General features: G+C 57.4%; 19 protein-coding genes and 3 pseudogenes. 10 read left to right on the top strand and 12 right to left on the bottom strand.

The window, feature by feature from the left end:
- The first annotated feature begins 133 nt into the window (after positions 1 to 133).
- Both BLT65_RS21585 and BLT65_RS21580 read left to right on the top strand, forming a co-directional pair.
- The gene (locus BLT65_RS21585) at positions 134 to 1,258 is read left to right on the top strand and encodes an aromatic ring-hydroxylating oxygenase subunit alpha (protein ID WP_042304503.1); all 1,125 of its coding nucleotides are present in this window, start codon (positions 134 to 136) and stop codon (positions 1,256 to 1,258) included.
- 206 nt (positions 1,259 to 1,464) lie between these two features.
- A complete protein-coding gene (locus tag BLT65_RS21580) occupies positions 1,465 to 1,929 on the top strand; it encodes an SRPBCC family protein (RefSeq protein ID WP_042304358.1) in 465 nt (154 codons plus the stop codon).
- Positions 1,930 to 2,091: 162 nt separating this feature from the next.
- Here BLT65_RS21580 and BLT65_RS21575 read toward each other — a convergent pair whose 3' ends face one another.
- Both BLT65_RS21575 and BLT65_RS21570 read right to left on the bottom strand, forming a co-directional pair.
- Entirely contained in the window at positions 2,092 to 3,204 is a 1,113-nt protein-coding gene (locus tag BLT65_RS21575) for a porin (RefSeq protein ID WP_091780728.1), read from the bottom strand.
- Between the two features lie 679 nt (positions 3,205 to 3,883).
- Positions 3,884 to 4,069: a glycine zipper 2TM domain-containing protein gene (locus BLT65_RS21570; RefSeq protein ID WP_042304357.1), complete on the bottom strand. Its 186-nt coding sequence runs from the start codon at positions 4,067 to 4,069 to the stop codon at positions 3,884 to 3,886.
- A 227-nt stretch (positions 4,070 to 4,296) separates the two neighbouring features.
- Here BLT65_RS21570 and BLT65_RS21565 point away from each other — a divergent pair, with 227 nt between their 5' ends.
- From BLT65_RS21565 to BLT65_RS21550, 4 genes are all read left to right on the top strand, one after another.
- A complete protein-coding gene (locus BLT65_RS21565) occupies positions 4,297 to 4,653 on the top strand; it encodes a YciI family protein (protein ID WP_091780725.1) in 357 nt (118 codons plus the stop codon).
- A gap of 140 nt (positions 4,654 to 4,793) precedes the next feature.
- Positions 4,794 to 5,207, top strand: coding sequence for a YciI family protein (locus tag BLT65_RS21560; RefSeq protein ID WP_091780722.1), 414 nt, complete (start codon positions 4,794 to 4,796; stop codon positions 5,205 to 5,207).
- A 38-nt stretch (positions 5,208 to 5,245) separates the two neighbouring features.
- Positions 5,246 to 5,665, top strand: a complete 420-nt coding sequence (locus BLT65_RS21555) for a VOC family protein (RefSeq protein WP_091780719.1) — start codon at positions 5,246 to 5,248, stop codon at positions 5,663 to 5,665.
- An 8-nt stretch (positions 5,666 to 5,673) separates the two neighbouring features.
- Complete coding sequence (locus tag BLT65_RS21550; RefSeq protein ID WP_042304353.1) at positions 5,674 to 6,966, top strand: RNA polymerase sigma factor; 1,293 nt, start codon at positions 5,674 to 5,676, stop codon at positions 6,964 to 6,966.
- Positions 6,967 to 6,982: 16 nt separating this feature from the next.
- Here the strand turns inward: BLT65_RS21550 and BLT65_RS21545 are convergent, their stop codons facing one another.
- A complete protein-coding gene (locus BLT65_RS21545) occupies positions 6,983 to 7,159 on the bottom strand; it encodes a DUF1427 family protein (protein WP_007582992.1) in 177 nt (58 codons plus the stop codon).
- Positions 7,160 to 7,190: 31 nt separating this feature from the next.
- Positions 7,191 to 8,147: a quinone oxidoreductase family protein gene (locus BLT65_RS21540; RefSeq protein ID WP_091780716.1), complete on the bottom strand. Its 957-nt coding sequence runs from the start codon at positions 8,145 to 8,147 to the stop codon at positions 7,191 to 7,193.
- 718 nt (positions 8,148 to 8,865) lie between these two features.
- Between BLT65_RS21540 and BLT65_RS47960 the strand changes: the two genes are divergently transcribed.
- Complete coding sequence (locus tag BLT65_RS47960) at positions 8,866 to 9,141, top strand: helix-turn-helix domain-containing protein (protein WP_244186549.1); 276 nt, start codon at positions 8,866 to 8,868, stop codon at positions 9,139 to 9,141.
- Between the two features lie 263 nt (positions 9,142 to 9,404).
- Here BLT65_RS47960 and BLT65_RS47955 read toward each other — a convergent pair.
- Positions 9,405 to 9,596: pseudogene (locus BLT65_RS47955) on the bottom strand (methyl-accepting chemotaxis protein); the annotation flags it as partial.
- Positions 9,597 to 9,973: 377 nt separating this feature from the next.
- Between BLT65_RS47955 and BLT65_RS46525 the strand changes: the two are divergent.
- Positions 9,974 to 10,312: a hypothetical protein gene (locus tag BLT65_RS46525; protein ID WP_143036536.1), complete on the top strand. Its 339-nt coding sequence runs from the start codon at positions 9,974 to 9,976 to the stop codon at positions 10,310 to 10,312.
- Positions 10,313 to 10,433: 121 nt separating this feature from the next.
- On the opposite strand, the gene BLT65_RS21525 is transcribed toward BLT65_RS46525, so the two are convergent.
- From BLT65_RS21525 to BLT65_RS21515, 3 genes and pseudogenes are all read right to left on the bottom strand, one after another.
- Complete coding sequence (locus BLT65_RS21525; protein ID WP_167306516.1) at positions 10,434 to 13,187, bottom strand: type I restriction enzyme HsdR N-terminal domain-containing protein; 2,754 nt, start codon at positions 13,185 to 13,187, stop codon at positions 10,434 to 10,436.
- A 607-nt stretch (positions 13,188 to 13,794) separates the two neighbouring features.
- A pseudogene (locus BLT65_RS48740) lies at positions 13,795 to 14,097 on the bottom strand (Shedu anti-phage system protein SduA domain-containing protein); the annotation flags it as partial.
- A 223-nt stretch (positions 14,098 to 14,320) separates the two neighbouring features.
- Entirely contained in the window at positions 14,321 to 17,251 is a 2,931-nt protein-coding gene (locus BLT65_RS21515) for an SIR2 family protein (protein WP_244186541.1), read from the bottom strand.
- 903 nt (positions 17,252 to 18,154) lie between these two features.
- On the opposite strand from BLT65_RS21515, the gene BLT65_RS21510 reads away from it, so the two are divergent.
- Complete coding sequence (locus BLT65_RS21510) at positions 18,155 to 18,799, top strand: hypothetical protein (RefSeq protein ID WP_091780705.1); 645 nt, start codon at positions 18,155 to 18,157, stop codon at positions 18,797 to 18,799.
- A 300-nt stretch (positions 18,800 to 19,099) separates the two neighbouring features.
- On the opposite strand, the gene BLT65_RS21505 is transcribed toward BLT65_RS21510, so the two are convergent.
- Together BLT65_RS21505 and BLT65_RS21500 are read right to left on the bottom strand one after the other, a co-directional pair.
- Positions 19,100 to 19,717: a hypothetical protein gene (locus BLT65_RS21505; RefSeq protein WP_091780703.1), complete on the bottom strand. Its 618-nt coding sequence runs from the start codon at positions 19,715 to 19,717 to the stop codon at positions 19,100 to 19,102.
- A 212-nt stretch (positions 19,718 to 19,929) separates the two neighbouring features.
- Complete coding sequence (locus BLT65_RS21500) at positions 19,930 to 20,112, bottom strand: hypothetical protein (RefSeq protein WP_091780701.1); 183 nt, start codon at positions 20,110 to 20,112, stop codon at positions 19,930 to 19,932.
- A 123-nt stretch (positions 20,113 to 20,235) separates the two neighbouring features.
- On the opposite strand from BLT65_RS21500, the gene BLT65_RS21495 reads away from it, so the two are divergent.
- On the top strand, positions 20,236 to 20,622 hold the full coding sequence (locus BLT65_RS21495; RefSeq protein WP_244186540.1) for a helix-turn-helix domain-containing protein: 387 nt from the start codon (positions 20,236 to 20,238) through the stop codon (positions 20,620 to 20,622).
- A 1,047-nt stretch (positions 20,623 to 21,669) separates the two neighbouring features.
- Here BLT65_RS21495 and BLT65_RS21490 read toward each other — a convergent pair.
- Both BLT65_RS21490 and BLT65_RS21485 read right to left on the bottom strand, forming a co-directional pair.
- A pseudogene (locus BLT65_RS21490) lies at positions 21,670 to 22,140 on the bottom strand (ATP-binding protein); the annotation flags it as partial.
- 41 nt (positions 22,141 to 22,181) lie between these two features.
- The gene (locus BLT65_RS21485) at positions 22,182 to 23,543 is read right to left on the bottom strand and encodes an IS110 family RNA-guided transposase (RefSeq protein ID WP_091778625.1); all 1,362 of its coding nucleotides are present in this window, start codon (positions 23,541 to 23,543) and stop codon (positions 22,182 to 22,184) included.
- Positions 23,544 to 23,986: the final 443 nt, after the last annotated feature.

Genomic DNA, 23,986 nt, shown 5'->3' with positions numbered 1-23,986 from the left:
GCGGGCCTACCTGCGGTGAGTCCTCATGATTCTCGGGTGCGACTTCTAGTAGACTGACCGGACATCGGTTTCTAACTATCAAACTCGCTCGGTCCCGGCGACCGGCCGACCGTTGTGCCAGGAGGCCTCATTCATGCACGTAGTCGCTCCGTTGGACAGCAAATCCGTCGATAACCCTCCAAAGGCTGCCGTGCGCGATCTGCGCCGTGTCGATATTCATCCCAATCACTGGTATCCGCTCGCATGGTCGCGTGAAGTGAAGCGCGGTAAAACGCATGCCGTACGCTTTGCCGGCGAGCCGATCGTGCTGGCGCGCACCGAATCGGGCAAGGTGATCGCGCTGGAAGATCGCTGCGCGCATCGGCAGGTGCCGCTGAGCGGTGGCGTGGTCGACGGCGAGGCTATCCGCTGCGGTTATCACGGCTGGACCTACGACTGCTCGGGTAAATGCATCGACGTGCCGTATCTCGGCCGTGAGCGTCTGCCGAATGGCGTGCGCGCGTATCCGTGCCGCGAAGCCGAAGGGCTGATCTTCGTGTTTCCGGGCGACGCCGCGCTCGCCGAGACGATGCCGCTGCCGCCGCTCGGCTCCGTGGCCGACAAGGCGTACAAGACGCGGCGCTTCGGCCGCGAAGTGGCATGCCACTACTCGTTCATGCACGAAAACCTGATGGACATGAACCATCAGTTCCTGCACCGCAAGCAGATGGGCAAGATGCGCGCGCGTTCGCTGGGCCGGCGGCGCGGCGACGACTGGGTCGAAGTGGACTACACGTTCGCGCGTGAAGCGGGTCAGCAGCCGATCGGCGAAGCACTCGTGTTCGGGCAGAGCCGCAAGAGCGAAAGGGCCGACCACAAGGACGTGATGACGATCCGCACGCAGTATCCGTTTCAGACGCTGCGGATTCGCACATCCGACGGAACGATCGTGATGGACCTGTGGATCTGCTACGTGCCGCTCGACCGCGAGCAACGCACCAATCGCACGTTCGGCCTGCTGTCTATCAAGCGGCCCAAGATCGGCGCACTGCTCGACGTCGCGTGGCCGCTGCTGGTGTGGTTCACCGAGCGCATCTTCAAGGAGGACCGCTGGATCGTCGAACTCGAGCAGGCAGCGCACGACGCGCAAGGCGCCGACTGGAATCACGAAGTCTTCCCGGTGATCAACGACCTGCGCGATCTGTTGCGCGAATGCGGCGCGCCCGCGGCGCGGCGGGTGATTCCGATCGAGCCTTCTGCCGAGTCCGTTGCCGTCTGACTTTGCGGCGTTTCGTTCCTAACGGCCGCATCAAGCTACCATTGATCGGACGTTAGGCGTTCGAACGTTCGGCCCCTCTCATTCGCCGCGATTCTCTGTCCGTGCTGCGCGCACGGCAGGCGCGCGATGCTTCGACAATGCGTTATGCTTGATTCATCCGCCCGGCTTCGGGCGGACGCGGTGCATTGTTCGAAGGAGGCTGTCTCATGTCCGAGGATGGCGACGCAACTCCGCCGATCGCGGATCTGCAAATCGTATCGACGCGCGTGTTCGATTTTCCGCGCGATCTCGTGTTCAAAGCCTGGACGGAGCCGGTGCATCTCGCGCACTGGTGGGGGCCGAAGGGCTTCACGAATTCCTTCCACGAATTCGATCTGCGTCCGGGCGGCAACTGGCGCTTCGCGATGCACGGGCCGGATGGCGTCGACTACAAGAATCACAGCGTATTCGTCGAGATCGTCGCGCCCGAACGTATCGTGTTCGATCATGTGTCGGGGCCGCACTATCGCGTCACGGCTACCTTCGATGCGCTGAGCGACGAACAGACGCGCATCACGTTTCGCATGGTCTTCGAGACGCCTGCCGTGTGCGCGCAGGCGAAGACGTTTGCCGTCAAGGCCAACGAAGAGAACTTCGACCGTCTGCAGAAAGAGTTGAAGCGGATGGTTTGAGCAGGCGTCACGGTTCTCGTGGCGCTATCCCGTCAGTTCAGTCAATTCAATAGGCAACGGCCTCACGTTCCGAAGAACGTGAGGCCGTTGTGGTCGCCTCGCGGGCCCGAGCGCTTACGGCGGGTCGATCGTACGCATCAACCCGCCGCGCTTCGTGTTTGATTAGAAGCGGTGACGCAGACCAACGGATGCGACGCCCTGACGGTGCGTCGACGAAACGCCCGTCGCGCTGCCGTTGTCGATCACGGCGTTGATCGTCGAGCCAGCCGGCGCGCTCGTTTCCTGATACGTGCCTTGCACGTACACGTCCGTGCGCTTCGACAGCGAGTAGTCGCCCTTCAGGCCGACCTGGTTCGCGTGGAAGTGCGCATCTTCAGCCGCGCCGTTCGAATACGTGTAGGCAATGCCCAGACCCAATGCAGGCGTCAGGTTGTAGGTGGCGTTGGCTTCGTAGTTGTTGGTATGAACGGAACCCGTGCCGCCCGTCACGTTGTCGAGGCGAGCTTGCGTCCATACGATGCCGAACAGCGCCGGGCCGAACGCGTAGGTTGCGCCCGCGCCGAACTGGCGCTGGCGGAACGACACGCCCGTCAGACCGATATTGTTCAGATCGAGGTTGTTGTATGCGCCGCCCGACGTGGCATTCGGGTTGTTCTGCTGTGCGTAGCCCGCGCCGACACGCAGGCCTGCGTTTTCGTAGCCCGCACCGACGCTGTACGCGCGGTTGTTGGCGAACTGCGAGCTGTTCGAGAACGAGTAGGTGCCGCCGAACGAGAAGCCCGAGTAGTTGGCGCTCGCGAACTTGATCGAGTTGCTGGCTGCGTCCTGGCTGTTCTTGTTGAGATGATCGAGGTTGCCGTAGTGGGCGAAGTTCGCGCCGCCCCAGCTGCCCGTTGCGGACAGCGGCGACACGAAGTCCTGCATGGCGTCGTACTGACGGCCGAGCGTGACCGTGCCAGCCTGGCTCGACAGGCCGACGAACGCCTGACGCGAGAACATCTTGCCTTGCGACGCCTGTGCGCCGTTGTTCGTGTCGAAGCCTTCTTCCAACGTGAAGACGGTCTTCAGGCCGCCGCCGAGGTCTTCGACGCCGCGCAGGCCGAAGCGGTTTTCATCCGTGGAGCCGCTGCCGACTGCCCACTGGTGGCCGCCATTGACGTTGCTCGTGTAGGAGATCGACGTGTCCAGCGTGCCGTACAGCGTGACGCTGCTTTGTGCGTGTGCGACCGAGGCGAACGAGGCAGCCACTGCCGTCGCGATCAGAATCTTCTTCATCTGTGCTTCCTTCAGTTCATGGGGCAATACGAGGCTTGAATACAAACGGACAAGCTATGCATGCCACGTCCTGTACGAAGCAAGACCACTTAACTTGCCCGGTTTGGGGAAGCGCAAGTATAGAAAGGGACCCTAACTATCAATTGATATCTAAAACGGAAATGGTCCATTTCCAGAAGAGAAAGGAAAGCCATAGAAGATTGATTTGATTTGTCTTTTAACCGGACTGGTTTTAGATATTTTTATTGGTATAAATTTTATTGTTGTGATACGACAACGAAGTTTATCGGTGATTTATTTGAGATGAGCCATATCTAAAAATGGAAGTGATGTGTTCGGTGGAAGCAACGGTGCTGGCTCGGTGTAATTCAGTAGAGCCCATGAAATAAAGGGATAAGACGTCATGGGCGATTTCGTCAGAGTGTGTCATAAATCAAAACTGTCAGTGAACTTTTTTGAATGGTTGCGATCGTCGCTGTAATAGAATTAATCCGAATTTGCCAGCTATGGATTGAATATTATTCAGACTCTAGACGTGTAACAAAGAAAATACTGATCCCAATCAAAGACAAATATTTGCAATTGATCCATTCAAACAGGCAGTGACATTTTTTGACAAAAATTAAGGCGGCGATTGAGATTAAATCGCCGCCTTTTCAAAGCTTTTAAACAATCGACGTTACTTGCCCAGCTCGTGACCGATGATCCCACCCGCGACGGCGCCGCCCACCGTGCCCACGGTGCTATGTGTCGTCTCATGGCCGACATAGCCACCCGCTGCCGCGCCGCCGACGGTGCATCCGCTCACGAACGGCACCAGAGCCGCCGCTGCGATTGCGACGCGGACGATATAGCGCTTCAACATGTCATGCTCCTGCCTGATTGAAGATGTACCTTCCTGAGCAAGCGTTGTGCCATTTCCCTCAGTGGAATGTCCATTCGCGCAGCAGACCTTTCCGCCCGCGTTGCCACTTTGCTAGACTGCCTTCGCCAGCAGAATCAACCTTTGCTGCCATTGTCGCTGCGCCACCCGTCTCACGAAGTACGGCACCCCCGAACGCAGCGGCCCGACAACCGGAACACGGAGTCACCATGTCTTACATGCTGCTCATCGTCGAACCCACCGAGCAACGCGAGGAACGCGGCGAAATCGCGGGCCGCGCCGTCTACGACCGCATGCTCAAATACCGCGCCGGGTTGCAGTCACGCGGCCAACTGATCGCCGCCGAATCGCTGTCGCCTGTCAAAAAGGGTGTGCGCCTCGAAAAGCGCGACGGACAGACCCGCCTGATCGACGGGCCGTTTGCCGAAGCGAAGGAAATGGTCGGCGGCTTCTTTCTGTTGAACGTCGATACCTACGAAGAAGCGCTCGCGCTCGCCAAAGAATGCCCCGCCGCCGAGTGGTGCACGATCGAAATCCGCAAGGTCGCGCCGTGCTACGAGTACTGACGGCGCCCGCCGGTTGAACCGTCCAGCGCAGCCGCAAGGGTTTTCCCTGGCGATGCCGGTTGTCGATCTGACTGCGCGCCGCTCGTCGTGGAAATAAGAAGCCGCCACGGGGCGTCCTTCATCCACGAGGAGAGACGGCGATGCGATTCATGATCATGGTGAAGGCCACGGCCGACAGCGAAGCCGGCAAGATGCCGGACGAAGCACTGTTGGCGTCGATGGCGACGTATCACGAAGCCTTGCAGAAGGCGGGCGTGCTACTCGACGCATCTGGCCTGCAGCCCAGCGCGAAGGGCTGGCGGGTGCGCTATACGGGCGGCAAGCGCACCGTCACGGAAGGACCGTTTGCGGAAACGAAAGCACTGATCGCCGGCTACACCGTGATTCAGGTGCGATCGCGCGAAGAAGCGATGGAATGGGCGCGGCGCTTTCCCGCGCCGTTCGGCGAACAGGCCGACGGCGAAATCGAAGTTCGCCAGATGTTCGACCTAGACGACTTCGAGCCGAGCCAGTCGACGGAACGCTTTCGCAAGATCGAAGGCGCGAACCACTGACCTTGCATCTGTCACCTGTCAGCTTCCGAGGAACGATCATGCACAAGCAAATCTTTGTGAACCTCGCCGTGAACAGCGTGGAGAAATCGAAGGCGTTCTTCTCGCAACTTGGCTTCACGTTCGAACCGAAATTCACCAATGAGCAGGCGGCTTGCATGGTGATCGGCGAAAACATCTACGCCATGCTGCTCGCGAAGGACTTTTTCCAGACCTTCACGAACAGAACGCTGTGCAATCCGAAGGAGAGCACGGAAGCGCTGATCTGCCTGTCGTGCGACAGCCGCACGCAAGTCGACGATCTGGCCGAAAAGGCGCTCGCCGCAGGCGGCGCGTTGTCGCGCCCGGCGCAGGACCACGGCTTCATGTACGAGGGCAGCATCGAGGATATCGACGGGCATATCTGGGAACTCGTGTACATGGACCCGAACGCCGCCATGCCGGCGGCCGACGCGTCTTGAGGCCGGCCGTGACGACGGCTGCGACCCATCGTGCCATCGAGGCAGTCTGGCGGATCGAATCCGCGAAGGTCATCGCCCACGTCGCACGGATCGTGCGCGATGTCGGCGTGGCCGAAGAACTCGCGCAGGACGCGCTGGTGGCCGCGCTCGAAACCTGGCCCGACGCGGGCGTGCCCGATAATCCTGGAGCATGGCTGATGGCGACCGCGAAAAACCGCGCGCTCGACCGCTGGCGCCAGGATGCGCTGCACGCGCGCAAGCACGAGGAACTCGGCGCCGACATGGACGCGCGCGAGGCGCACATCGTGCCCGATTTCGTCGATGCACTCGACGCCGCGCGCGCCGACGACATCGGCGACGATCTGCTGCGGCTGGTGTTCACCGCCTGCCATCCCGTGCTGTCGAAGGACGCTCGCGTCGCGCTCACGTTGCGCCTGCTCGGCGGCCTGACGACGGATGAAATCGCGCGCGCGTTTCTCGTGCCCGAGCCGACCATCGCGCAGCGGATCGTACGCGCCAAGAAGACGCTGTCGGCGGCGAAGGTGCCGTTCGAAGTGCCGCAGGCGAACGATCGCGCGGTGCGGCTCGCTTCCGTGCTCGAAGTGATTTATCTGATCTTCAACGAAGGCTATTCGGCGACGGCGGGCGACGACTGGATGCGCCCGACGCTGTGCGAGGAAGCGCTGCGCCTGGGTCGCGTGCTCGCGGGCCTGATGCCCGACGAAAGCGAAGTGCATGGCCTGGTCGCGCTGATGGAGATCCAGGCGTCGCGCACGCATGCGCGCGTCGATGCGCAAGGACGGCCCGTGCTGCTGCTCGATCAGGACCGCAGCCGTTGGGACCCGCTGCTGATCCGCCGCGGGCTGACTGCGCTCGCGCGCTCGGAAGCGCTCGGCGGGATGAGCGGTCAGTACACGCTGCAGGCCGCGCTCGCCGCATGCCATGCGCGTGCCCGCACGGCGGCCGAAACGGATTGGGCGCAGATCGTCGCGCTCTACGATGCGCTCGCCGAGGTCGCGCCGTCGCCCGTGGTCGATCTGAACCGGGCGGTTGCCGTCGGCATGGCATATGGGCCGATGGCCGCGCTCGAACTCGTCGACGCGCTCGCCGACGAGCCATCGCTGAAAAACTATCACTGGCTGCCGAGCGTGCGCGGCGATCTGCTCGCGAAGCTCGCTCGCAACGACGAAGCGCGCGCGGAATTCGAGCGCGCCGCATCGATGACGCGCAATGCGCGCGAACGCGAAATGCTGCTCGAGCGCGCGCGCGAAATGGGCGGCGGGCACGGACGCATGCAGTAGGCGTTCGCGGTTTGCTTTAGCTCGTCACGTGAGTGAGCAGCGAGCGCACGAACGGAATCGCATGCTCGCCCGCGACCATGCCGAGCAGGCCGAGCAGCGCGACGATGGGCGGCGCGGGCGATTTCACATCGACGATGTTATAGAGCAGTCCGACGACGACACCCGCCGCCAGCGACACGATATACGGCTTCATACGAGTCTCCGGTTGTAGTAATCGGGTGTTGTCACATCGTGATGACGACGCGTCCGCGCGTACCGCCTGCGACGGCCGCGTAGGCGTCGTGTGCCTGTTCGAGCGGAAAGGTCTGCGCAATCGACGGCGCCTGCAACGCGCCGCTGTCGAACACGCTGGCCAGTTCCGTCATCAGGCGCGCCGAATCCGCGACGCCGAACTTGGCGCTGTCCGCGCCGAACAGTTGTGTCTCGTTGTGATAGAAGTCGATCAGGTCGAACTCGACGCGCCGCTTGCCCGTCGCGCTGATTTCGACCACCCGGCCGCGCCACTTCGCGAGCTTCAGCGCCGTTTCGAACGCGACGCCGCCGACGGCGTCGTACACGACATCCACGCCGCCGAGTTCCTTTACGCGTTCCGCGGAGTGCTCGTCGAACGGTACGTAGTGATCGAGCAGACGGCCCGCGGGCGAGTCCGCGTCAGGCTCGTGGCGATCGACGGCGATCACCTTGCAGCCACGCGACTTCGCGATTTGCACGACCGCGCCGCCCACGCCGCCGCTCGCGCCGATCACGGCCACCGTTTCGCCCGCGACGAGCTGTGCATAATCGACGACGCCGAGCCACGCGACCACGAAGTTCACGCCGATCGCCGACGCCTGTTCGTGCGTGAGCGTGCGAGGCTTGCGCGACAGCGCGCCGACGGGAATCTTGATGAACTGCGCGTGCGTGCCGTCGCGGGTGAAGCCGATGTCGCCGCCCGTGCCCCATACTTCTGCGCCAATCCATTCGGCGGGGCCTTCCGTCACGACGCCGCTGAAATCGCGGCCGGGGATGCGCGGCAGCGTCGTGTGGCCGAAATGGCCCGAGAGGTTTTTCACGTCGCTCGGATTCACCGAGGCTGCTTTTACCTGCACGATCGCGCTGTCGGCGTCGGCGGTGGGTGTCGGCAGGTCGACGAGGTCGAGGACTTCGGGACCGCCAAAAGAGTTGAACTGGATCGCTTTCATTGCCGCTCCTGCGGAAACTGTCGGATTCGATGGGGTTTCGCTTGCTGCTTCACGATGGGTGAATCAGCGTATGAAGGCAGTCTAAGTGACCGGCGCGGCGCGGTTCAGACAAGTGCTTTCGAATATCGGACAGCGGGCGGCGCGGGTTCGGAACGATTGTCCGCGAACATTTAGGAGATGAGGCGATCTAGGGGACGCTAGGTGTGCAAAAGAGATCGAAAGAAGCATTTCGGAACGTGAAAACGCTCCTCCTTCGACTTGCTGGGCGCGGGTCTCACGTGCCACATGCGCGGGCACTATCGCAATGCAGCATTCAGCGTCATAGGACTTATCAGGTTGTGCGCGCAACTATAAATACAGGGCGCGTCGCTGCTCGCCTTGTCGACTTTGGCGATCCGATAGTCATGAATTCCGGAGCGAGAAGAACAAGCGCGTGTAGTCCAGACTGTAACAATGCGAAACGATAGACATCGCTCCCGCGCCAGCAAAGGGCTTACGCGGCTGTGCGATGCAGCATTGATGGTAATGTCGGTTTTTGGTCGTCGCGGCAGTGTTTAATTGACCGTCGTCCGATCTTTCGATCGTGCTGGGTAACCTTTCCGCGTCCGTGGAGTCTGTAGGATAAACGTAAAAATCCCGTCAACTTTCGTCACCGGATTTTCGTGTGTCGCGATTTGATAAGATCGAGACTACTCACGTTCGCGCGACGAGTTCTGCCTTGGCACTATCACCTGATTTCAAGAAAACAGAAGCAGCGTCGCTCCGTCGCAGCATTGGCGTTGTGATTCGCACGCTGAGGGATCGAAAGCGGTTGACCCAAAACGAGCTGGCTGTCGCTTCGGGCCTGACCCGTGTCTATATCGGGCGAATTGAGCGCGGAGACATGAATGCGTCCATTGATTCGATGCTCATGATTTGCACGGCGTTATCGACGTCGCTGTTGCACGTGCTCGCCCTTGCAGACACGCGCGTATTTGAGGAGGACGACTCATAGCATTCTGTCATCCTCGCCGACAGGCAGAGCACAGCCTTTGTCGGGGTTGATGCGCAGTCCAGGATGCGCGTGAAATCAAACAGTCTTGTCGGCCGAGATCTTGAAGACGCTGACGGTGTCCAACAACCTCTCAGCTTGAGCGATGAGCATTTCGGTTGCGGTCCCGGACTGTTCGACCAAGGCCACGTTTGCTGCGTAGTGCCTTCAAGATGTTCAATCATGCTGCGGACCTCACCAATCTGTTGGGTTTGCAGCCGACAGGCGTCGTTGGTTTCTCCCATTATGGAAGTCACGTTCCTCGAGGCAACAATCACTTCTTCGATAGTTTGCCCGGCAATCTGAAGCATCCTGCCACCTTCACTGACGCGTGCATCGCTCTCTTTGACTAGCGATTTAATCTCCTTCGCAGCCTCAGCGCTTCTTTGGGCGAGTATCCGCACCTCGCCGGCGACCACTGCAAATCCCTTTCCGTGCCCACCGGCCTTCGCTGCCTCGACTGCTGCGTTCAGGTGAAGGTTCTAAATAGTTATCGCAAAATCCGTTCAAAAATATCTCGCAAATTCTTAAATATTTATGGCTATTATGAACGTCATATATCATTGATTAAATGAGAAAATCAGAAAAATTTGCGAATTATGAGACTTGCGTGACTTTGGCCGTTGATACACCTGACGTAGCTGAGCGCTTCAGGTCCGCCTTCGCTACAAAATTCGCTTGCCGTCAGTGCGTCAGAACGAATAACTACCGTTGCGCCCACAGCACCCCAATCCTTGACGCGTAGGGCACAATATCGGGCGCACCCGACATCGGGTGACAAATGACGGAGCGTAAAGTGAAGAACGTGATTGGCGGGCTGCTGTTATTGACAGTTGCGTCTTCGGCGCTAGCTGGTGAACGCATCACAGAGGTCTGGAACCCGCCAGAAGCTCGACTTACCTGTGGCACAAAACCTCATACTTGTCCGGCGCACCACTATGTAAGCGCGCGTACGGGTCTTCCCAAGCGACATCAGGTGCTTGCCGCACCTTCAGACAAGGTGGAAACGCGGGATTTGCCCGTTGAGGCTGGTAAACATGAGCCGAACTTCGACGAGATTCCTCGTCAGCTAACGCCTGAGGGAAACGTGCTTCGCGTCACTGGCGGCGCAATTCACGCTTCAGTGAAGCGCTAGCGCAAGCTGGCAGACCTGTGGCAAGTGGCTCGCAGATTCTGTTCTCACGAAATCAAAATAGCCTTGTGAGCGAAAGTCCACCTTGTTTTCAAGCAAAAACGATCCGACAATCGATTGTCAGTCACTCCTCAGTATTGAGGGATATTGATCCTCCTGTGACCTCGCGAAAGTGACGCTGAAATTCTTCCCGCAATCGTTGACTCGCGGCTCTGAGGACGGCCGTCTTGCCGTCGTACCTGCCTAACAGATTGCGTCCCGAGAATGATGGTGGAATACCCGAGACGTATGTAATGTCTCCGGCCCGTCGACCGAGCGAGGTTAGCTTATTGGCAGTTTCGTCGAACCACCCAGAGCTGAAGCTGGTTACGCCATCGGCTGGCGCATGCCTGAAAATTTGAACTCTGGTGTCGGTAGCTTTCGCGACGGGATGCCATAGCGCCGTAATCCACGCTCGACGCCGCTCAGTAATTCTAGGTTGGAAGTACACGTCCCAAGACCGGGGTAGCAGTGAATATGTCGACAAATCACTTGCCACCTCCCTGAAGTTTGACGTGACGAGTTCGGCATATGCCGCGTCGGTTCGTGCGTAGTACTGTTGCAGCGCCTGGTCACTCTCATCCCAGTCTTGAGTCCACCACTGCTCGCTACCGTCAGCGTTCCACCAGACGGTGACTTTATCGATATCTGCATTTGACAGCACCTCGAGGTCGGCAAGGATTTCGTCGACGACTATTTCGTGGCGCGCATAGCGCAGGACAAAGGCGAAAATTTCGCCTCGATATTGTTCCCAATACGCCCGTTGCTTACCGACGTCGAGCGAGGGCTCCACATCCTGTTGTGCGACGAGTAGGAGCCGCAAACGGCTTAGGAGACGCTCTTCGTGCCACACGGGGCCACCTGATAGCCGCGCGGTCTTGATAAGTTTGTCTAGCGACAGATGAAGCGCGTCAAGTCCGATTTCCCGCCCTTTCAGGACGAGGTCATCATTTCCGACAATCGATTCCTGATAAAGCCCATCAATGTTGTCACCTCCCAACAAAGAAAAGTGGATAGCAGTGCTGTTTGCGGAAAGCCTCACAGCTGCTCGGACAATTGTTGAGCGGACACCCGTTGCGGTAAATACCAAGTCGGGCAGGACAGCGGAAAACAGACGACGCGCGGGCGTCATGAAACCGTCGACCAATTCTTGTGACACATGTGTCTCGGCGTCCGTAGTTGTCATCGACGCGATGGTGGGCGCTACGTTTCCTCGAAAGCGCACAGCATTGAGATAGCCGTTGAGGCCGAGAGCAGTGAGATGTTCGAGTACGATGCGTTGCGCATTGACGTCCGTTGTCAACGCTGCTAGAAGTATGGGAAAGAATGTATCGCGACCCATTCGAACTGCGGGTATCACCGCAGCCGGGTCTTGTCGAATGTCCCCTACGGTTGCCCGCGCCCGGAGGTAGTCAGCGAGCGCCTCATGCTCAACTTCGAAATGACCATCGGTTTCAATGACTGAACCCAGTTCGACAAGCCTGTCGAGAAGTTCTGCCGGAAGTGCGCTTCTGCGCAGTGCTTCGATTACATCGAGAGCGGAGGCGGCACCGTCCCATGTCTCGAGCGAGATAGCCGTTAGCGCACTGACGAGGGCGGCGTATGCCGTCGGCTTGTGATGACGATGTCGAAGCACTTCTGCCAACCAGAATCGGAACAGCTCGGCAAGATTGGTCGGCAATTCCTCATTCTCTGCATAAAACTCGACCAGCTTGGAAAATATGAGGGGGCTTCCTGCTATTTCTTTGAAAAACTCGGGTAGCAATGACGCAACGACTGCTCGCCGCTGACGAGGCATCTCGGCTTTTGCTCGCCATACGGTATCCTCCAGGGCGTCCTGCTGCGCCCTATCAAGGGGCTGCAAATAGTAGGTCAATGCACTGAGTTGAGGGGGCGTGCTTCGGCGCGAAAATAGTGTTACGCGGGTGCGTGGAGAGTCTCGAAGCAAGATGCCAAACTCAGTCTCGACCTGTAGTCGCTGTGCGTCCTGAACGCGGTCGAACGCGTCGCAATACAGGTCCAAGCCGCTCGTGCGAAGCACCTCGCGAAACATGGTCTGGGTGAACTGAGGGCAGTGGGCGGCAATTCGCTCGTACGCAAACATTCTGACACCGGCGCCCGCTGCTGCAGCGTCCGGTAGAGAAAGGAAAACTGGAATAGGTGCGTCAATTAGAAGGCGTCGTCGTGTCAATGCGAGTTGGCACATTCGAACGCACAACCATGACTTCCCCATGCCGGACGGAGCGTATATGACCGTCAAAGGTTCCAGCGCAAAATGTTCGTCGACGGAAAAGGGTTTCGACTCATGAGACGGGAACTCGGTTCGAAGCAATGTTCGATTCACCGCCGGATAACTGGTCGCCAATCGCGCGAGTTCGACGTTCTCGTATGCAGACAAGTCCCATGCAACCTCCCGAAGGTTTGGTTCGCGAATCTGCGCACGGTATGCCTTCAGGCTTTCCAGGCCCAAATGAGCCTCGAGGTCAGCGCGACTGGCCGCCAGGTCGGCGAGCTGACACGTAACGACAAGCTCCGAGCTCCCAGTGCGTCGATACTGCCATACCTCGAGAGCTTGTCCATTCGTGACGACATAAACCAGAGCCCGGAGCCGAGTGGCGTAGGATTCCCCCTGACCACGCGCCGGTCCCAATGGTTCGCTTGGCCGCTTGGCCTCTATGACGAAAAGAGCGTTCCCCTCTTCACGCGATGCGCCATCAAAAACAACAAAGTCCGCGTATTTGATTGTGATGCCACGGCCGTCCTGAATCCTGATTGGATGCTTGGAAGCGATGTCGTCGCGGCAATATCCAAGTGCCTCGAGTAAGGGAAGGACGAGCATGAGTTCGACCGTTGCCTCGTTCGCCGTAGTCGCGATAACGGGAGGGCACTCCCAGATAGTTTCATTACCTGACATCAATTTCGTGCATTCTGATAGATGACGGCGGGCCGTCGGTGAAACGATACGCTCGGCGATATCGTCTCTGCCATTTGGACACGCACAGACCATTATAGGTGCAGCAGCTGCACCCGCATCCACAGAGCGCATGGCATAACGGCAAAGCTGAGATACACAACTCTAGCGTGTCGTCAATCGCGAAACATTTTCCCGTTCCCTCACAAGCGGTGTTCTGGCAGGCTAAAGCCATATTTATCGACGCTTGTTGGCCAGCGAAAACTCTTCGCCCCTCGCGTTGCTATTCAGGTTTTGTTCTGAATGGAGAGAAAGAGGACAGTGGACGCGATTCGCTGCCATACAGCGACGTTGGACAGCCTACCTGCTGGCTGGCACACTGCGTCGCACTCTTCGGTGACCAAGAGATAGAGGCTATGGATATCGACCAGTTGCAGGCAACAATTGATGGCAGAACTTGCGGAGGCGAGAATCCTTGGTACCGAGGACTAGGATATCTGCGTCAGCTTAGAGCTATCCTCTACGCTTGGTCATTTTATCGACCTCCGCTTTGAGGTTGGCCATAGTCCACCGAGCGTCGCAGAACTTCAAGTAGTTGCTTCAATTTTTGCACCAACTCATCGTACGTCAAAATGGTTACTGACCGTAGACTGGTTCGATAGAATTCAAATGATTTCTTCTCGGTACGAGAACTTGGCGTGCGACCGGCGATGACCATTGTGTTTATTGCGAAAGCTTCCACCGAGTAATCCTCAGAGTTTCGCTTGAGAATCGGCAGATTCTTGTGAAGATGGTTCGCTTGGTCGAGCACTTGATTGACGGCTCCAGCCAAATTCCAAGAAGGAGCATAGCCAGGTTTGAGGTTTGCGGGATAGTGGGCGTTGAATGGTCAGCTATTGCGACAGCTCCGGGATAGCGCGGTTTCCACCTGCCTGCGACACGACTGTGCCGACTTGGCCTCAACGCGGCAATACTTCTTACGCTTGCGCCGCAACCACCGACGAGTTATTCGGAACGAGTCGTTAGCAGCTATCGTTAAACCAATTTGCCGCTGATAATTGCTAGATGAGCAAGCGGTAATCGTAAGGAGCGGACGAGAATCCGTCCAAGTACCTTCCAAACTTTGCAATGCTGCCTGCGGAGTCCAGCGTGGCCGGCATCCGAGAGTAATAATCGAGCGTGTTCCAGTTCATCTTGGATAGGCCGAGGATTTCAGTCGCACATTGAACGACATCCGACTGCCCGAGAAAGCGCCGGATTCTCAGCGGAGCGGGAATGCGACGCTTGCCCTGGTAATATCTATAGTACTTGTTTAGAGCATGCGGCGTTGCCCCGTGTACCCATAGGAGTGCTGTGTCGTCGCTTTCAACGATAGTGGTTCCACGGTAAACAGGGAAAGTGTCGATTTCGAATGCACCATCCTTCATCTTGGATGATAGATAACGCAGCGAATCTTCCACATTGATTTCAATCAGTTCAATATTCTTTACCCCGTCGAGTCCCTGTACAAGTCCTCGCACCTCTTCGTCGGTGAAGCGTGTGCGTTTATGAAGGACGACGCGAGTCGGCAAGTGCATTTTCGCGTCATAGAACAGTTGCCTGATAGTGTCACCGGTGCGACGTGCGTCGTCTTCCGACATAAACGGATTGCGTCCGCGCATGACGGGGTTTTCGATGCGTCCGAGTCGGAACTGCAGGCCTTCGCCGCGAGAGCTGTAAAGGTGGCTGCAGCCAAGAAGAACGTGGCTTCCTCTTTCGGCACCGCTGTCAAGGCTATATCCAATACCAACAAACGCAGTATTTTGGTCGAGCGCGTCGATGCGCCATGGTGTGCGCATTGCCTTCACATAGAGCGCGAGTGAGAGCCACCAGCGCACCCGACATACGTGTTGGCTCCGGGCCGTCTCTTCTCGCACGAACTGCGTGCTTTGACCGTGTCGGGCGGCGTATGCTTTAATATAGTCGTGGAAATTGAATCGCTCATGCTGAGTCTCGACGACCTTAAATGACTCCCAGCGTTGCGGAACAAATATAAGAACAGTGTCGCTTGGACGCGCACGTCGGATGTGGTCGAGGGCTTGACAGATTCTATGCGCAAGCTGCTTGGCGCCGCTCATGGCGTCGGTCGATACCGCGTCGTCGACGGTCATCCACGTTGCATCACCTCTGACGGGAAAACGAAGCGGTAATCCAAACGCAGCCGGGAATCCTGGAAAGTCATGAAGGTAGTCGCGCTCGTTCTGGTCTGGACGCGCAACCTCTTGTAGACCTTTCAGGAAGCGTTCGAATTTTCCAGATAGGTCCGCCGGGCATACGACTGCCGTATCCGTCGACGGACAAAGGCCAGTTGCGGTGAGCGAATAGTCCCACGGGCGGTTCTCGACTAGGCCATGTAGCGGGTTGGGATTGCGAACCTCAGCTTGACCGACTCTCGCACTGAAAACGAGAGGTGCGTCAGCTACGATGATACCGGCTTGCCTCGCATGTCGCGCCAGCTTCGGCGGCAAAGGTGGTTTGCCTCTTTGCGCCAGCCCCGCGTATAGAGGAATCTTCGATATGAGAAATGCACCACCACCATCGGCTTCGAGTTCCTTGCCCAAAAGTTGACCGGTCCAATGCGTCAGGTCTTTGTCGAAGATATCATTGTGCTGATATCCGTAAATGGCCACCCGAAGTGCTTTCAGGGGCTCAAGCGGGGCCAGTTCCCCTTCTTCACTTGTGGCAACAATCTCCGGCATCAACACGACATGCGGGATGCCGTCAATCCCTACGACGGTTATGGACAGTGCTCGATGAATCCGATACGTTGTGTTGTTCAGGTCGCGGGTTTCATAATGAACGGGGTCCCAGATTCGGCGACGGTAATCTGTCTGCATCTGGAGCGTCTTCGCTGCGGAGTGCACAAGCGCCCGTCGAAACAGCGATGCGATTCTGCCATCTGAGATGATGTTCTCATCGGATATCTCGACGCGCGTAGGCGGTGCGCGCAAGGACTCTGCGAAGACATGTGAGGTTGTGGCCGTGTCCGCCAGACAGAGCGCTCCTCCTTCGAAAATGACCGCTTGCCCGATATCAGGTGTCATTCGCTCAGCAAGCCAATCCTTCCAGCTGCCTTGCTCTGGGAGTTCAATGTCAAGTTTGAGAGCACTTCCTGGATAACTTAGCCGATAAGCGTTCCCCTTTACGAGCGAACTCGGTTGCAGCGGCGGTACTGAAAAAGCCATTTTCTGGCCGGTCGCTGGCGTCATTGTCGCGATAAGCGTCCGTGCCTGCTCTAGCTGTGCGCCGGACAGTCGATGCATTGCCAAGCGAGAAATGACGTCGTCGAAGCCACTAGTCTCGATGTAAAACGCTGACTGACGCGACGGGTCGATGGAACCAAAGAGCTGGCGCACCTCGGTGGTGGGCTCGGAGCCAAAGCCACACCAGTAAATCCGACAATTCGATGCGTCAGAGTAGGCAGCTGACAGGATTTGCATCAGGGACTCGTCGCGGCCGCTGTAGCCGATGACCACGAGGTCGTGGTCCTTGAGCTCGTGCAAGAACTCCTCTCTGAGCGCGGAATCCTGCTTCTGCAACTCCTCAGTCGTGTTCTTCAGGTGGTCATACCGGAAATCGCCGTGAAGCGAAACGAGTCTGAGCTCGTCAACGTTCTGTGGGCGGGATGCGCGATGCGTGGTATCTATGCCGACTTCGATGCAGACAATATTGGCAGCTGAGCAGGCTCGCGATACCAGGCTATCGAAGTTCGTGGTCCAGATGGTGCGAAGACATCCCGCTTCCGCAAGGAGAGGGATAAGCTTGTAACCGATATGCGGCCTCGCTTCGGTGACAAAGCGTTGGAAAAACGCTTGTCGGTCGAAGGACGTTGGGTAGCACTCTTTCGTATAGAACGAATATTCCTCGGCGCTACCTTCGACGGGGTAGTTCGCCTGCTGGTCAATCCAGCCTTGAATAATCCGACGGGTTCCGGGAAGAGAAAACTCCCCCACGGCATCTCGGAGGGTCGGATTTTTCGTGATAAAGATGTCGCGCTTCCACTCCCATATACATGTGTGTGCTGACGGCATACCAGAGGTTATCGAAGCGCCTGCTCCTACCAGCAAACAAACTGGACGATTCCGATTGACAGCTATCGACCGAACAAACGCGTCGACGCTCATCCGGGGAACTGTTTCCGAATCAAAATCCGCAATAACGCTCGACATCCGCCGCACCCCCGAGACTGTCCCCATGGCTGGGACGCTGTTTATAGACCTGATTGTATGCAGGTTCTGGTTTGATTTGTCACGAGAGATACAAAAATTGCCCTGTCGCTAGCGCGACCCGTCGTGTATCCATCGAGAAAATGTTGACGACGTTCGAAATCCTACAGGGCAAGAATCGCACACTACTTGCTCGTACGCCTTGACACTTTCAGGTCGACTGTTGGCGAGCAATATCAATTCGGTCCATCGATGCTCCCGAGGGACAGCGGTAGCTGCTAGCCAGTGCGGATGCAAACTTCGGGTCGAGGGGGGGGCTCATTCGAAAGATTGATAAACCATATGTGAAGCATTGATATGGTTGCTCGACTCGGGTGAAGTACCAAAACGTTCGCGTATCTTTGCGCTTGCCTTTGCTTCCGAGGAGTTGCTTAACCGCCATGCTTGACCGGCTAGCGAGACGTCACCGACGCCTCCCGGAGACACACGTCATTGCCACCCAACGCGCCTGCTGTCCGCCTCGCAGGCTCAAGTTCTGTCCTGAGAATCCGATATATCTGGAGAACGACCGCACATAGTTGCATGACGGTCGATGCATAATCCCGGCGCCAGTTTCTCGCAGCCACTGATGCGTACAACGAGACGTGTTTGATTCGATTCAATCCGCATGAACTCGCAAGACAAAGACCAATGACAGCAATCGTAAAACCGGGTATCACTGAAGACTACTGGGGCCTCATGAACGAGGACCGAAAGCTTGGCTGGGAGTTGCTTACGAAGTCCTTGGCTATCGTTGCTGGCTGGTGCGCAGTCAAGACGGGTATCACGGTTATCGATTCTGTTATCGCAGTCTTCGCAGCATTTACGCCGCTCTTCGTTATCCGCAGTCAACGGTCCTTCCGGAAACATAGCAAGAACGTCCGAAAGCATCTCCTCGGGACAATCATCTTTCTTGGCGGGAAAGGAGCGGCCCTACTAGGAAGTCTCTATTTCGGCATCGCGCTTCTGAGTAGCGTAGCTCAAACCTACGCTACCGAAGTAGCACCATTTCGTCATCACGCCAACCCGCTCGTAGCCAACATCATGCTAGGAGTGCTGCTATTTGCAATACCCGTCGCAGGTGTGAGGGCGTGGCGCGGACTTGGGATGAGTGAGCTGGTCTTTGATTTGCCGAAGCGTTCGCTGAAGCGCTTGGTACTTCAACGGAAATATGTGGCTGACAGCTTCGTCACTTTTGCACACTTCGAGTTAAGCGTCCAGGTCGTCGGCTTTGCGTACGCTTCGGTATGTGCGCAAATCATTAATACGTACCTGAGCGTGTTCGTGCCGAAATAGCACGGCCTCGGGCATAGCAAGAACCTTTGATAACTGTGCGCAATAACGCGCGCTCCCGTCGGTCAACACGCATGACCATTTGAATTTGCTTTTCTCTTTTCCTCGAAAATCACGCAACGGCGAGTTGTTCGTACTACTGGCTCGCACCATCGGCTCCTGAGCAGGCACGAAAACTGTTGAGCACGGCATCGTGACACCGAGGCCTGTGCCTTCAACTAAGGACGTGCGCTGCCGGGAGCTACGCGTCCTCGTAAGGCCTACAAGAGCTGGGTTCTCATGGAGAATGTTGCGGTTAGCGGGTCAAGCACCCTGAAGGGCTGCGATGACAAGCCTGTACCGTCGCTGCAGTTCTGCAATAAGGCTGCCCTCGCGGACCTCTTCCATCATCAACCGCCGCACGTTCGCTTTTTGTCTTCCACGAGCGAGTTCTGGAAAACGCGCAACCATCGCCGCATGCACACGAGTGGCGATATCCGGCTTTAGGTATTTTTCTCGATAGACGACGCTCACACGGTAGAGATTTTCGCTACTCTCTTCCTGCTCTTCTTCGGTCATATATTCAGGCGGAATGTGCCGCACGCGTAGATAGAAAGGCCACCAATACGTGTCGTTCTTATCGGCATCGGTATATTGCCACCACGTCTGGTCGAACATCTGAATCCAGGAATCGCTCTCTTCGTGTTCAAACTTAACGCCGGGAAGCGCTTCCGCAAGGTCCGACCGGATGAACGAGAGGTTTCTGAGGTGCGTCAACCGTTTGACCAGCTCGGGGTAGTGTTGAGCGAACAGCCAAAGGTCGCTTGCAGGGTCTCCCAGTGACACACTCTGGCTCCTGCTCAGCTTCGTTACTCTTGCTTCTGCAAGAGGTTTCAGCAACTGCCGATAGTCGCGCGTAAGGCGAGCAAGAATGGTGTCCACGTCCTTCTCAGCCTGTGACTCATAGTCAGACTGACGCTGACAATAGGAAAATCAAGGCACCCATCCCTGTGCCCTGGAACGCCGATGACATGTCGACAAGCTGGAACCGCCCTGGTGCGAGGGGAGTGCTCGCGCCCATCATGAGTGGGCGGTTTTGCTCAATCCGGTTGGAGTTCTGAGCCAGACCGTCTGCGGCAGCATTAATGACCGTTTCAAATATCTGCTGCCGTCTTGATATCAAAGACGTGATACAGCTCGGTCGTCTCCGACCTGTCAGCCAGATACTGGTTGACGCCCCCGCATGCGCTAAGAGCCAGCGCAGACGCTGCCGCGACGGCAGCAAATTTAAAGCTTTGCAATTGTTTTCCCCGATATCGCGTTGTGGAAGCCGGCATGGCCGGCTCGCTCCACCGGCGCCTTGATTGGTTGAATATTCTCAAAATATCGGCTTACGTTATTCTATGACGTTAACTCATTTTCACGCTAGTACGACACTGCATGTCGTTTAACCACAACATATGCGTGAGCTTAAGATGGTGACAGCGGCAGCAGCAGCGGGGATTGCAAACAGGATTGGGCGGGCAATTGCCCGGGAGCGGGTAGCGAGGGAGTTGACCCAGGAGCAACTCGCCGAACAACTCGGGGTTGAGCAAGAAACTGTCTCCCGCTTCGAGCGGGGGCTTACGTTGCCGCCGCTGCAACGTTTGATTCAGCTAGCAGATGTATTCGACCTGCCGTTGGAAGCATTACTACGTGGTACGACTAACCGCGCCGCTGATGAAGCTGCAGAAATCACACTCATGCTGGCGAAACTTGACGATGACGGCCGGGATTTCGTTCGGCGTTGGGTAGCGGAGATGTGTGAAAGACTGCCTGGCGGACGGGAGAAATCGCGGAAGCGTTAAGTCCTAAGGCAAGACGTCTGCGGCACAGCAACTGGATAGGATGTATTTAATTTTTCAGGGTGACCCGCAGAAGACCCATGCCTGTCTTCTCATCGCACGAGGCGCGGGCGGCGTTGCTTTACAGTTTTTGGCGTCGTCGACTGAGGCTGCGGATACACCGAAAGTGCTTGGTCGACTGGACAATGGCGTCCGGGGTTCTGTGCACAGGTGCGTTAGCCGGGCTGCACTAGCGACTCCCACATCGGCGAGACGCGGCGCAAACGTAGTTGGAGCACATGCCTTAGAGAGACAGTGTTTCCAAATCCGATTGCACGACGCTAAATAAATCAACTCTCGTGCCGTTATCGTATTTGTGACGCAATCGGCGCACTAGTGGCGCACAATCACGGCGCAGACTTTGGCATCACTCTGGTGCGACCTATTTTCGTTCGTCGTGAATGCTCGCGTCCGGGGAGGGTGCGCGCAAACTGAATCCGAGTCATAAGAGAGAAAGCGACCGGGCAAGTCATGTCCGATGAACGGAACAACCTGAAATGCTCCGCTTGGTCCACCGCCACAAGAGTTGCACGCCAACACGGTAGCTCCGTGGAGGTGTTGCCTTGCGCGATGTTTGCAGCGCGGCACGACGGCAGGCTATCGAATGGTTTGTGGAAGTCGATGTATCTTCAACCTTAAGCTTGTTTAGTATTCGGGATACATCATCTGAACACTGAATATTTGAGTAGGGGCGCCGATGTCCGTGTCCAATCCTCATCTCTGCCCGGTACGTGTAGAGGAATCCGACCCCCTCTACAGGGATTTGTGCCGACAGCTTGTACGGCGAAAATATTGGCTGGACGCATGGCTATCAGGGAGAGGCCGCCAGGCTGAAGTTGCTGAGTTTGTGACTCGACCACCCGCCGCTTGGCTAAGTCGTTGGAAAGGGCTGGATTCACAGCCGGTCCTTGACGTTGGTCCCACTATCAATCCCTGGACTGTTGATTTCCACCGAATTCTGACCCACTGTTTTCATCTAAATTTGACCCACCCCAAGACAGCGTAGTGCATCTACTCCGATGTGGATAACTCTTCTCCGTCGGTTGTCTTTGAAGCTCTCTTTCTCGTCGCTTTTGCTTTGGCAGAACTGGTCCTGAAGCGCCACGATTCATTGCCCGTTTCAACGATGTGGCAGTGATGGGTGACGCGGTCCAGAAGCGCCGTCGTCATCTTTGCATCGCCAAACACATTGGCCCACTCCCCGAAGCTCAGGTTCGTCGTGATCACCACGCTCGTGTGTTCGTAAAGCTTCGAGAGCAGATGAAACAGCAGCGCCCCGCCAGTCTGGCTGAACGGCAGGTAGCCCAGTTCATCGAGAATCACCAGATCGACGTACATCAGTTTGTGTGCGATCTGCCCTTGTTTGCCGGCTGTCTTCTCGAGTTCCAGCGCGTTGGTCAGCTCGACCGTTGAGAAGTACCGCACACGCTTGCCTTGCCGTTGCACCGCTTCGATTCCGATCGCTGTGGCCAGATGATCTCGTACCGACTGTCAACGCTTATTCGCGGCCTCGAAACGAGGTTCTACGCCGGTTCTGGCATGGGCTGGTTCCTGCGAGACTGGCGGACTTCGAGTGGCACTGTGAATTGCGCAGCAACGATACGCTTGCCCTCTTGAACGGTAATCGCGTTACCCTCCTGATCTCGAAGCACGTACGGCTCGCCGGTCTTCAGCACACGATAGATCCGGTTGATCAAACGCGTAGCAACTGCGCATATGGCCTGCTTGTGGTGATGCCCCTTGTTCACCATGAGGCGCCAGTACACGGCGGCAAGATCTGGATCGATCTTGCGTGCGACGTCCGCGGCGATGTACAGCGCCCGCTTGACGCGATCGCTACCGCTCTTTGTCAGCCTCTGCCCGGGCTTCTCTATGCCACCAGATGAACTTCTGGTTGGGAACATGCCGCAGAAGCCACGGATGTGATCCTCGTTACGGAAGCGTTTCGCGTAGCCGAGTACGCCGATGAGCAAGGGAGCCAGGGTCGCCCCAATGCCGGGGATGGTTCGAAGCGCATTGGACGGATGCACCCGCTGATAGATCTGTTCTACCTCACGCTCGATCGCGCTGACGTGACGATCCCACAATCGCAAATGTTCGACTTCCTGTGCCACCTCGAATTGCAGTGCAACGAAATCGACACTATCACCGTGGAGCTCGATGGTCTCCTCGGCAGCTGACTTGAGCTTCTCAACCAGCGAATCGATAAAGGGGCCGCTCTTGGGATGATTGCCTGAAGCGTGTCGCGACAGAAATCGGGCGAGCACATCGCGCCGCATGGCGACAACCTTGCGCGGATCGAATAGCTCGCCGAGAATTGCCAACGTGATCTGCGTCACTGTATCGGGTAACACAGGCTCAAGGGCCGGACAGGCCCAGCGGACGAGGTCAAGAACGCGGCGCCGCGCGGAACATACTAGTTCCTGATAGCGGTGACGTTGCTTGGTCAGTCGCTGTAGTGCATGTTGCTCGGGCCCGGGCACATGAACGGGGTCGAGGCCACGACCACCAAAGCCGGGTATTGCGCCCAATACATGCGCATCGGCCGCATCGGTCTTGGCATGCTCGCTGAGGTATTTGCGCAACGCCTTCACGCGCTGTCCCTTGACTCGAATGACCTTGATTCCGGCACGCTGCAGCCAGTTCGCCACCGGAAACCAAGCCATGCCGGTTGGTTCCATCACTGCCGTGATTGGCGTTTCCGCACCGACGCCGCTCTTGATGGCTGACACGAAACGCCTGAGGTCGGTTGAAGTCAAACGAAAGCGGATTGGTTTGCCAATCGCACGGCCATCATCAAAGATCTGCGCGACCTGTACCGCGCTGATTGCCAGATCGATGCCGACGGTTCGGTGGCGCACCGGTGCATTGCTGATAAAAGCCATGAGTTATTGTTCTCCTTATCGACGAATCAGAGGGCTCGATGCCGGGCAGCACTGCCAGGTGTTTCATTCGTGGCCGCTTGAACTTTGCAGATTCATGCGCCACCATCTCGTTACTCTTGCCTGCGCCAGCCCGAACCCTGCAACCATGGGCTTCACGTCGTCGGGACGAACTTTGCGGGCTCTCCCACGTTCTTGAGGTCGCTGGGCTCGGTGCCCGCCGGCAAGGGTACAGCGAGGGTGCAGGCGGAGTTGAACGGCGAGTCAGAATCGACATAAGCTCGGCCTCATACTCTTGCCCCTCGCCGTTCGCCCTGCGCCCGGACTCAGATAGAAAAACTATGAATTCGATGCGAAGTCGACCCGCGATCACTTCGTCGAGGCACCTTGCAGCCCCATCATCGACTTGCCCCTCGGCGTCAACTCCGCACCGCTATAGATACCTG

The sequence above is a fragment of the Paraburkholderia steynii genome, from assembly GCF_900100565.1.
Taxonomy (GTDB): Bacteria; Pseudomonadota; Gammaproteobacteria; order Burkholderiales; family Burkholderiaceae; genus Paraburkholderia; species Paraburkholderia terrae.
The sequence above is the reverse complement of the archived record's forward strand: the minus strand, read 5'-3'. Positions and strand labels throughout refer to the sequence as shown.

Bases quoted from the DNA above. Each gene is read 5' to 3' on its own strand.
- BLT65_RS21500 (WP_091780701.1), bottom strand. From the start codon at position 20,112: ATGCCGGCTTCCACAACGCGATATCGGGGAAAACAATTGCAAAGCTTT.
- BLT65_RS21495 (WP_244186540.1), top strand. From the start codon at position 20,236: ATGCGTGAGCTTAAGATGGTGACAGCGGCAGCAGCAGCGGGGATTGCA.
- BLT65_RS21555 (WP_091780719.1), top strand. From the start codon at position 5,246: ATGCACAAGCAAATCTTTGTGAACCTCGCCGTGAACAGCGTGGAGAAA.
- BLT65_RS21510 (WP_091780705.1), top strand. From the start codon at position 18,155: ATGACAGCAATCGTAAAACCGGGTATCACTGAAGACTACTGGGGCCTC.
- BLT65_RS21580 (WP_042304358.1), top strand. From the start codon at position 1,465: ATGTCCGAGGATGGCGACGCAACTCCGCCGATCGCGGATCTGCAAATC.
- BLT65_RS21545 (WP_007582992.1), bottom strand. From the start codon at position 7,159: ATGAAGCCGTATATCGTGTCGCTGGCGGCGGGTGTCGTCGTCGGACTG.
- BLT65_RS21525 (WP_167306516.1), bottom strand. From the start codon at position 13,187: ATGCTCGTCCTTCCCTTACTCGAGGCACTTGGATATTGCCGCGACGAC.
- BLT65_RS21540 (WP_091780716.1), bottom strand. From the start codon at position 8,147: ATGAAAGCGATCCAGTTCAACTCTTTTGGCGGTCCCGAAGTCCTCGAC.
- BLT65_RS21575 (WP_091780728.1), bottom strand. From the start codon at position 3,204: ATGAAGAAGATTCTGATCGCGACGGCAGTGGCTGCCTCGTTCGCCTCG.
- BLT65_RS21585 (WP_042304503.1), top strand. From the start codon at position 134: ATGCACGTAGTCGCTCCGTTGGACAGCAAATCCGTCGATAACCCTCCA.
- BLT65_RS21485 (WP_091778625.1), bottom strand. From the start codon at position 23,543: ATGGCTTTTATCAGCAATGCACCGGTGCGCCACCGAACCGTCGGCATC.
- BLT65_RS21570 (WP_042304357.1), bottom strand. From the start codon at position 4,069: ATGTTGAAGCGCTATATCGTCCGCGTCGCAATCGCAGCGGCGGCTCTG.
- BLT65_RS21560 (WP_091780722.1), top strand. From the start codon at position 4,794: ATGCGATTCATGATCATGGTGAAGGCCACGGCCGACAGCGAAGCCGGC.
- BLT65_RS21565 (WP_091780725.1), top strand. From the start codon at position 4,297: ATGTCTTACATGCTGCTCATCGTCGAACCCACCGAGCAACGCGAGGAA.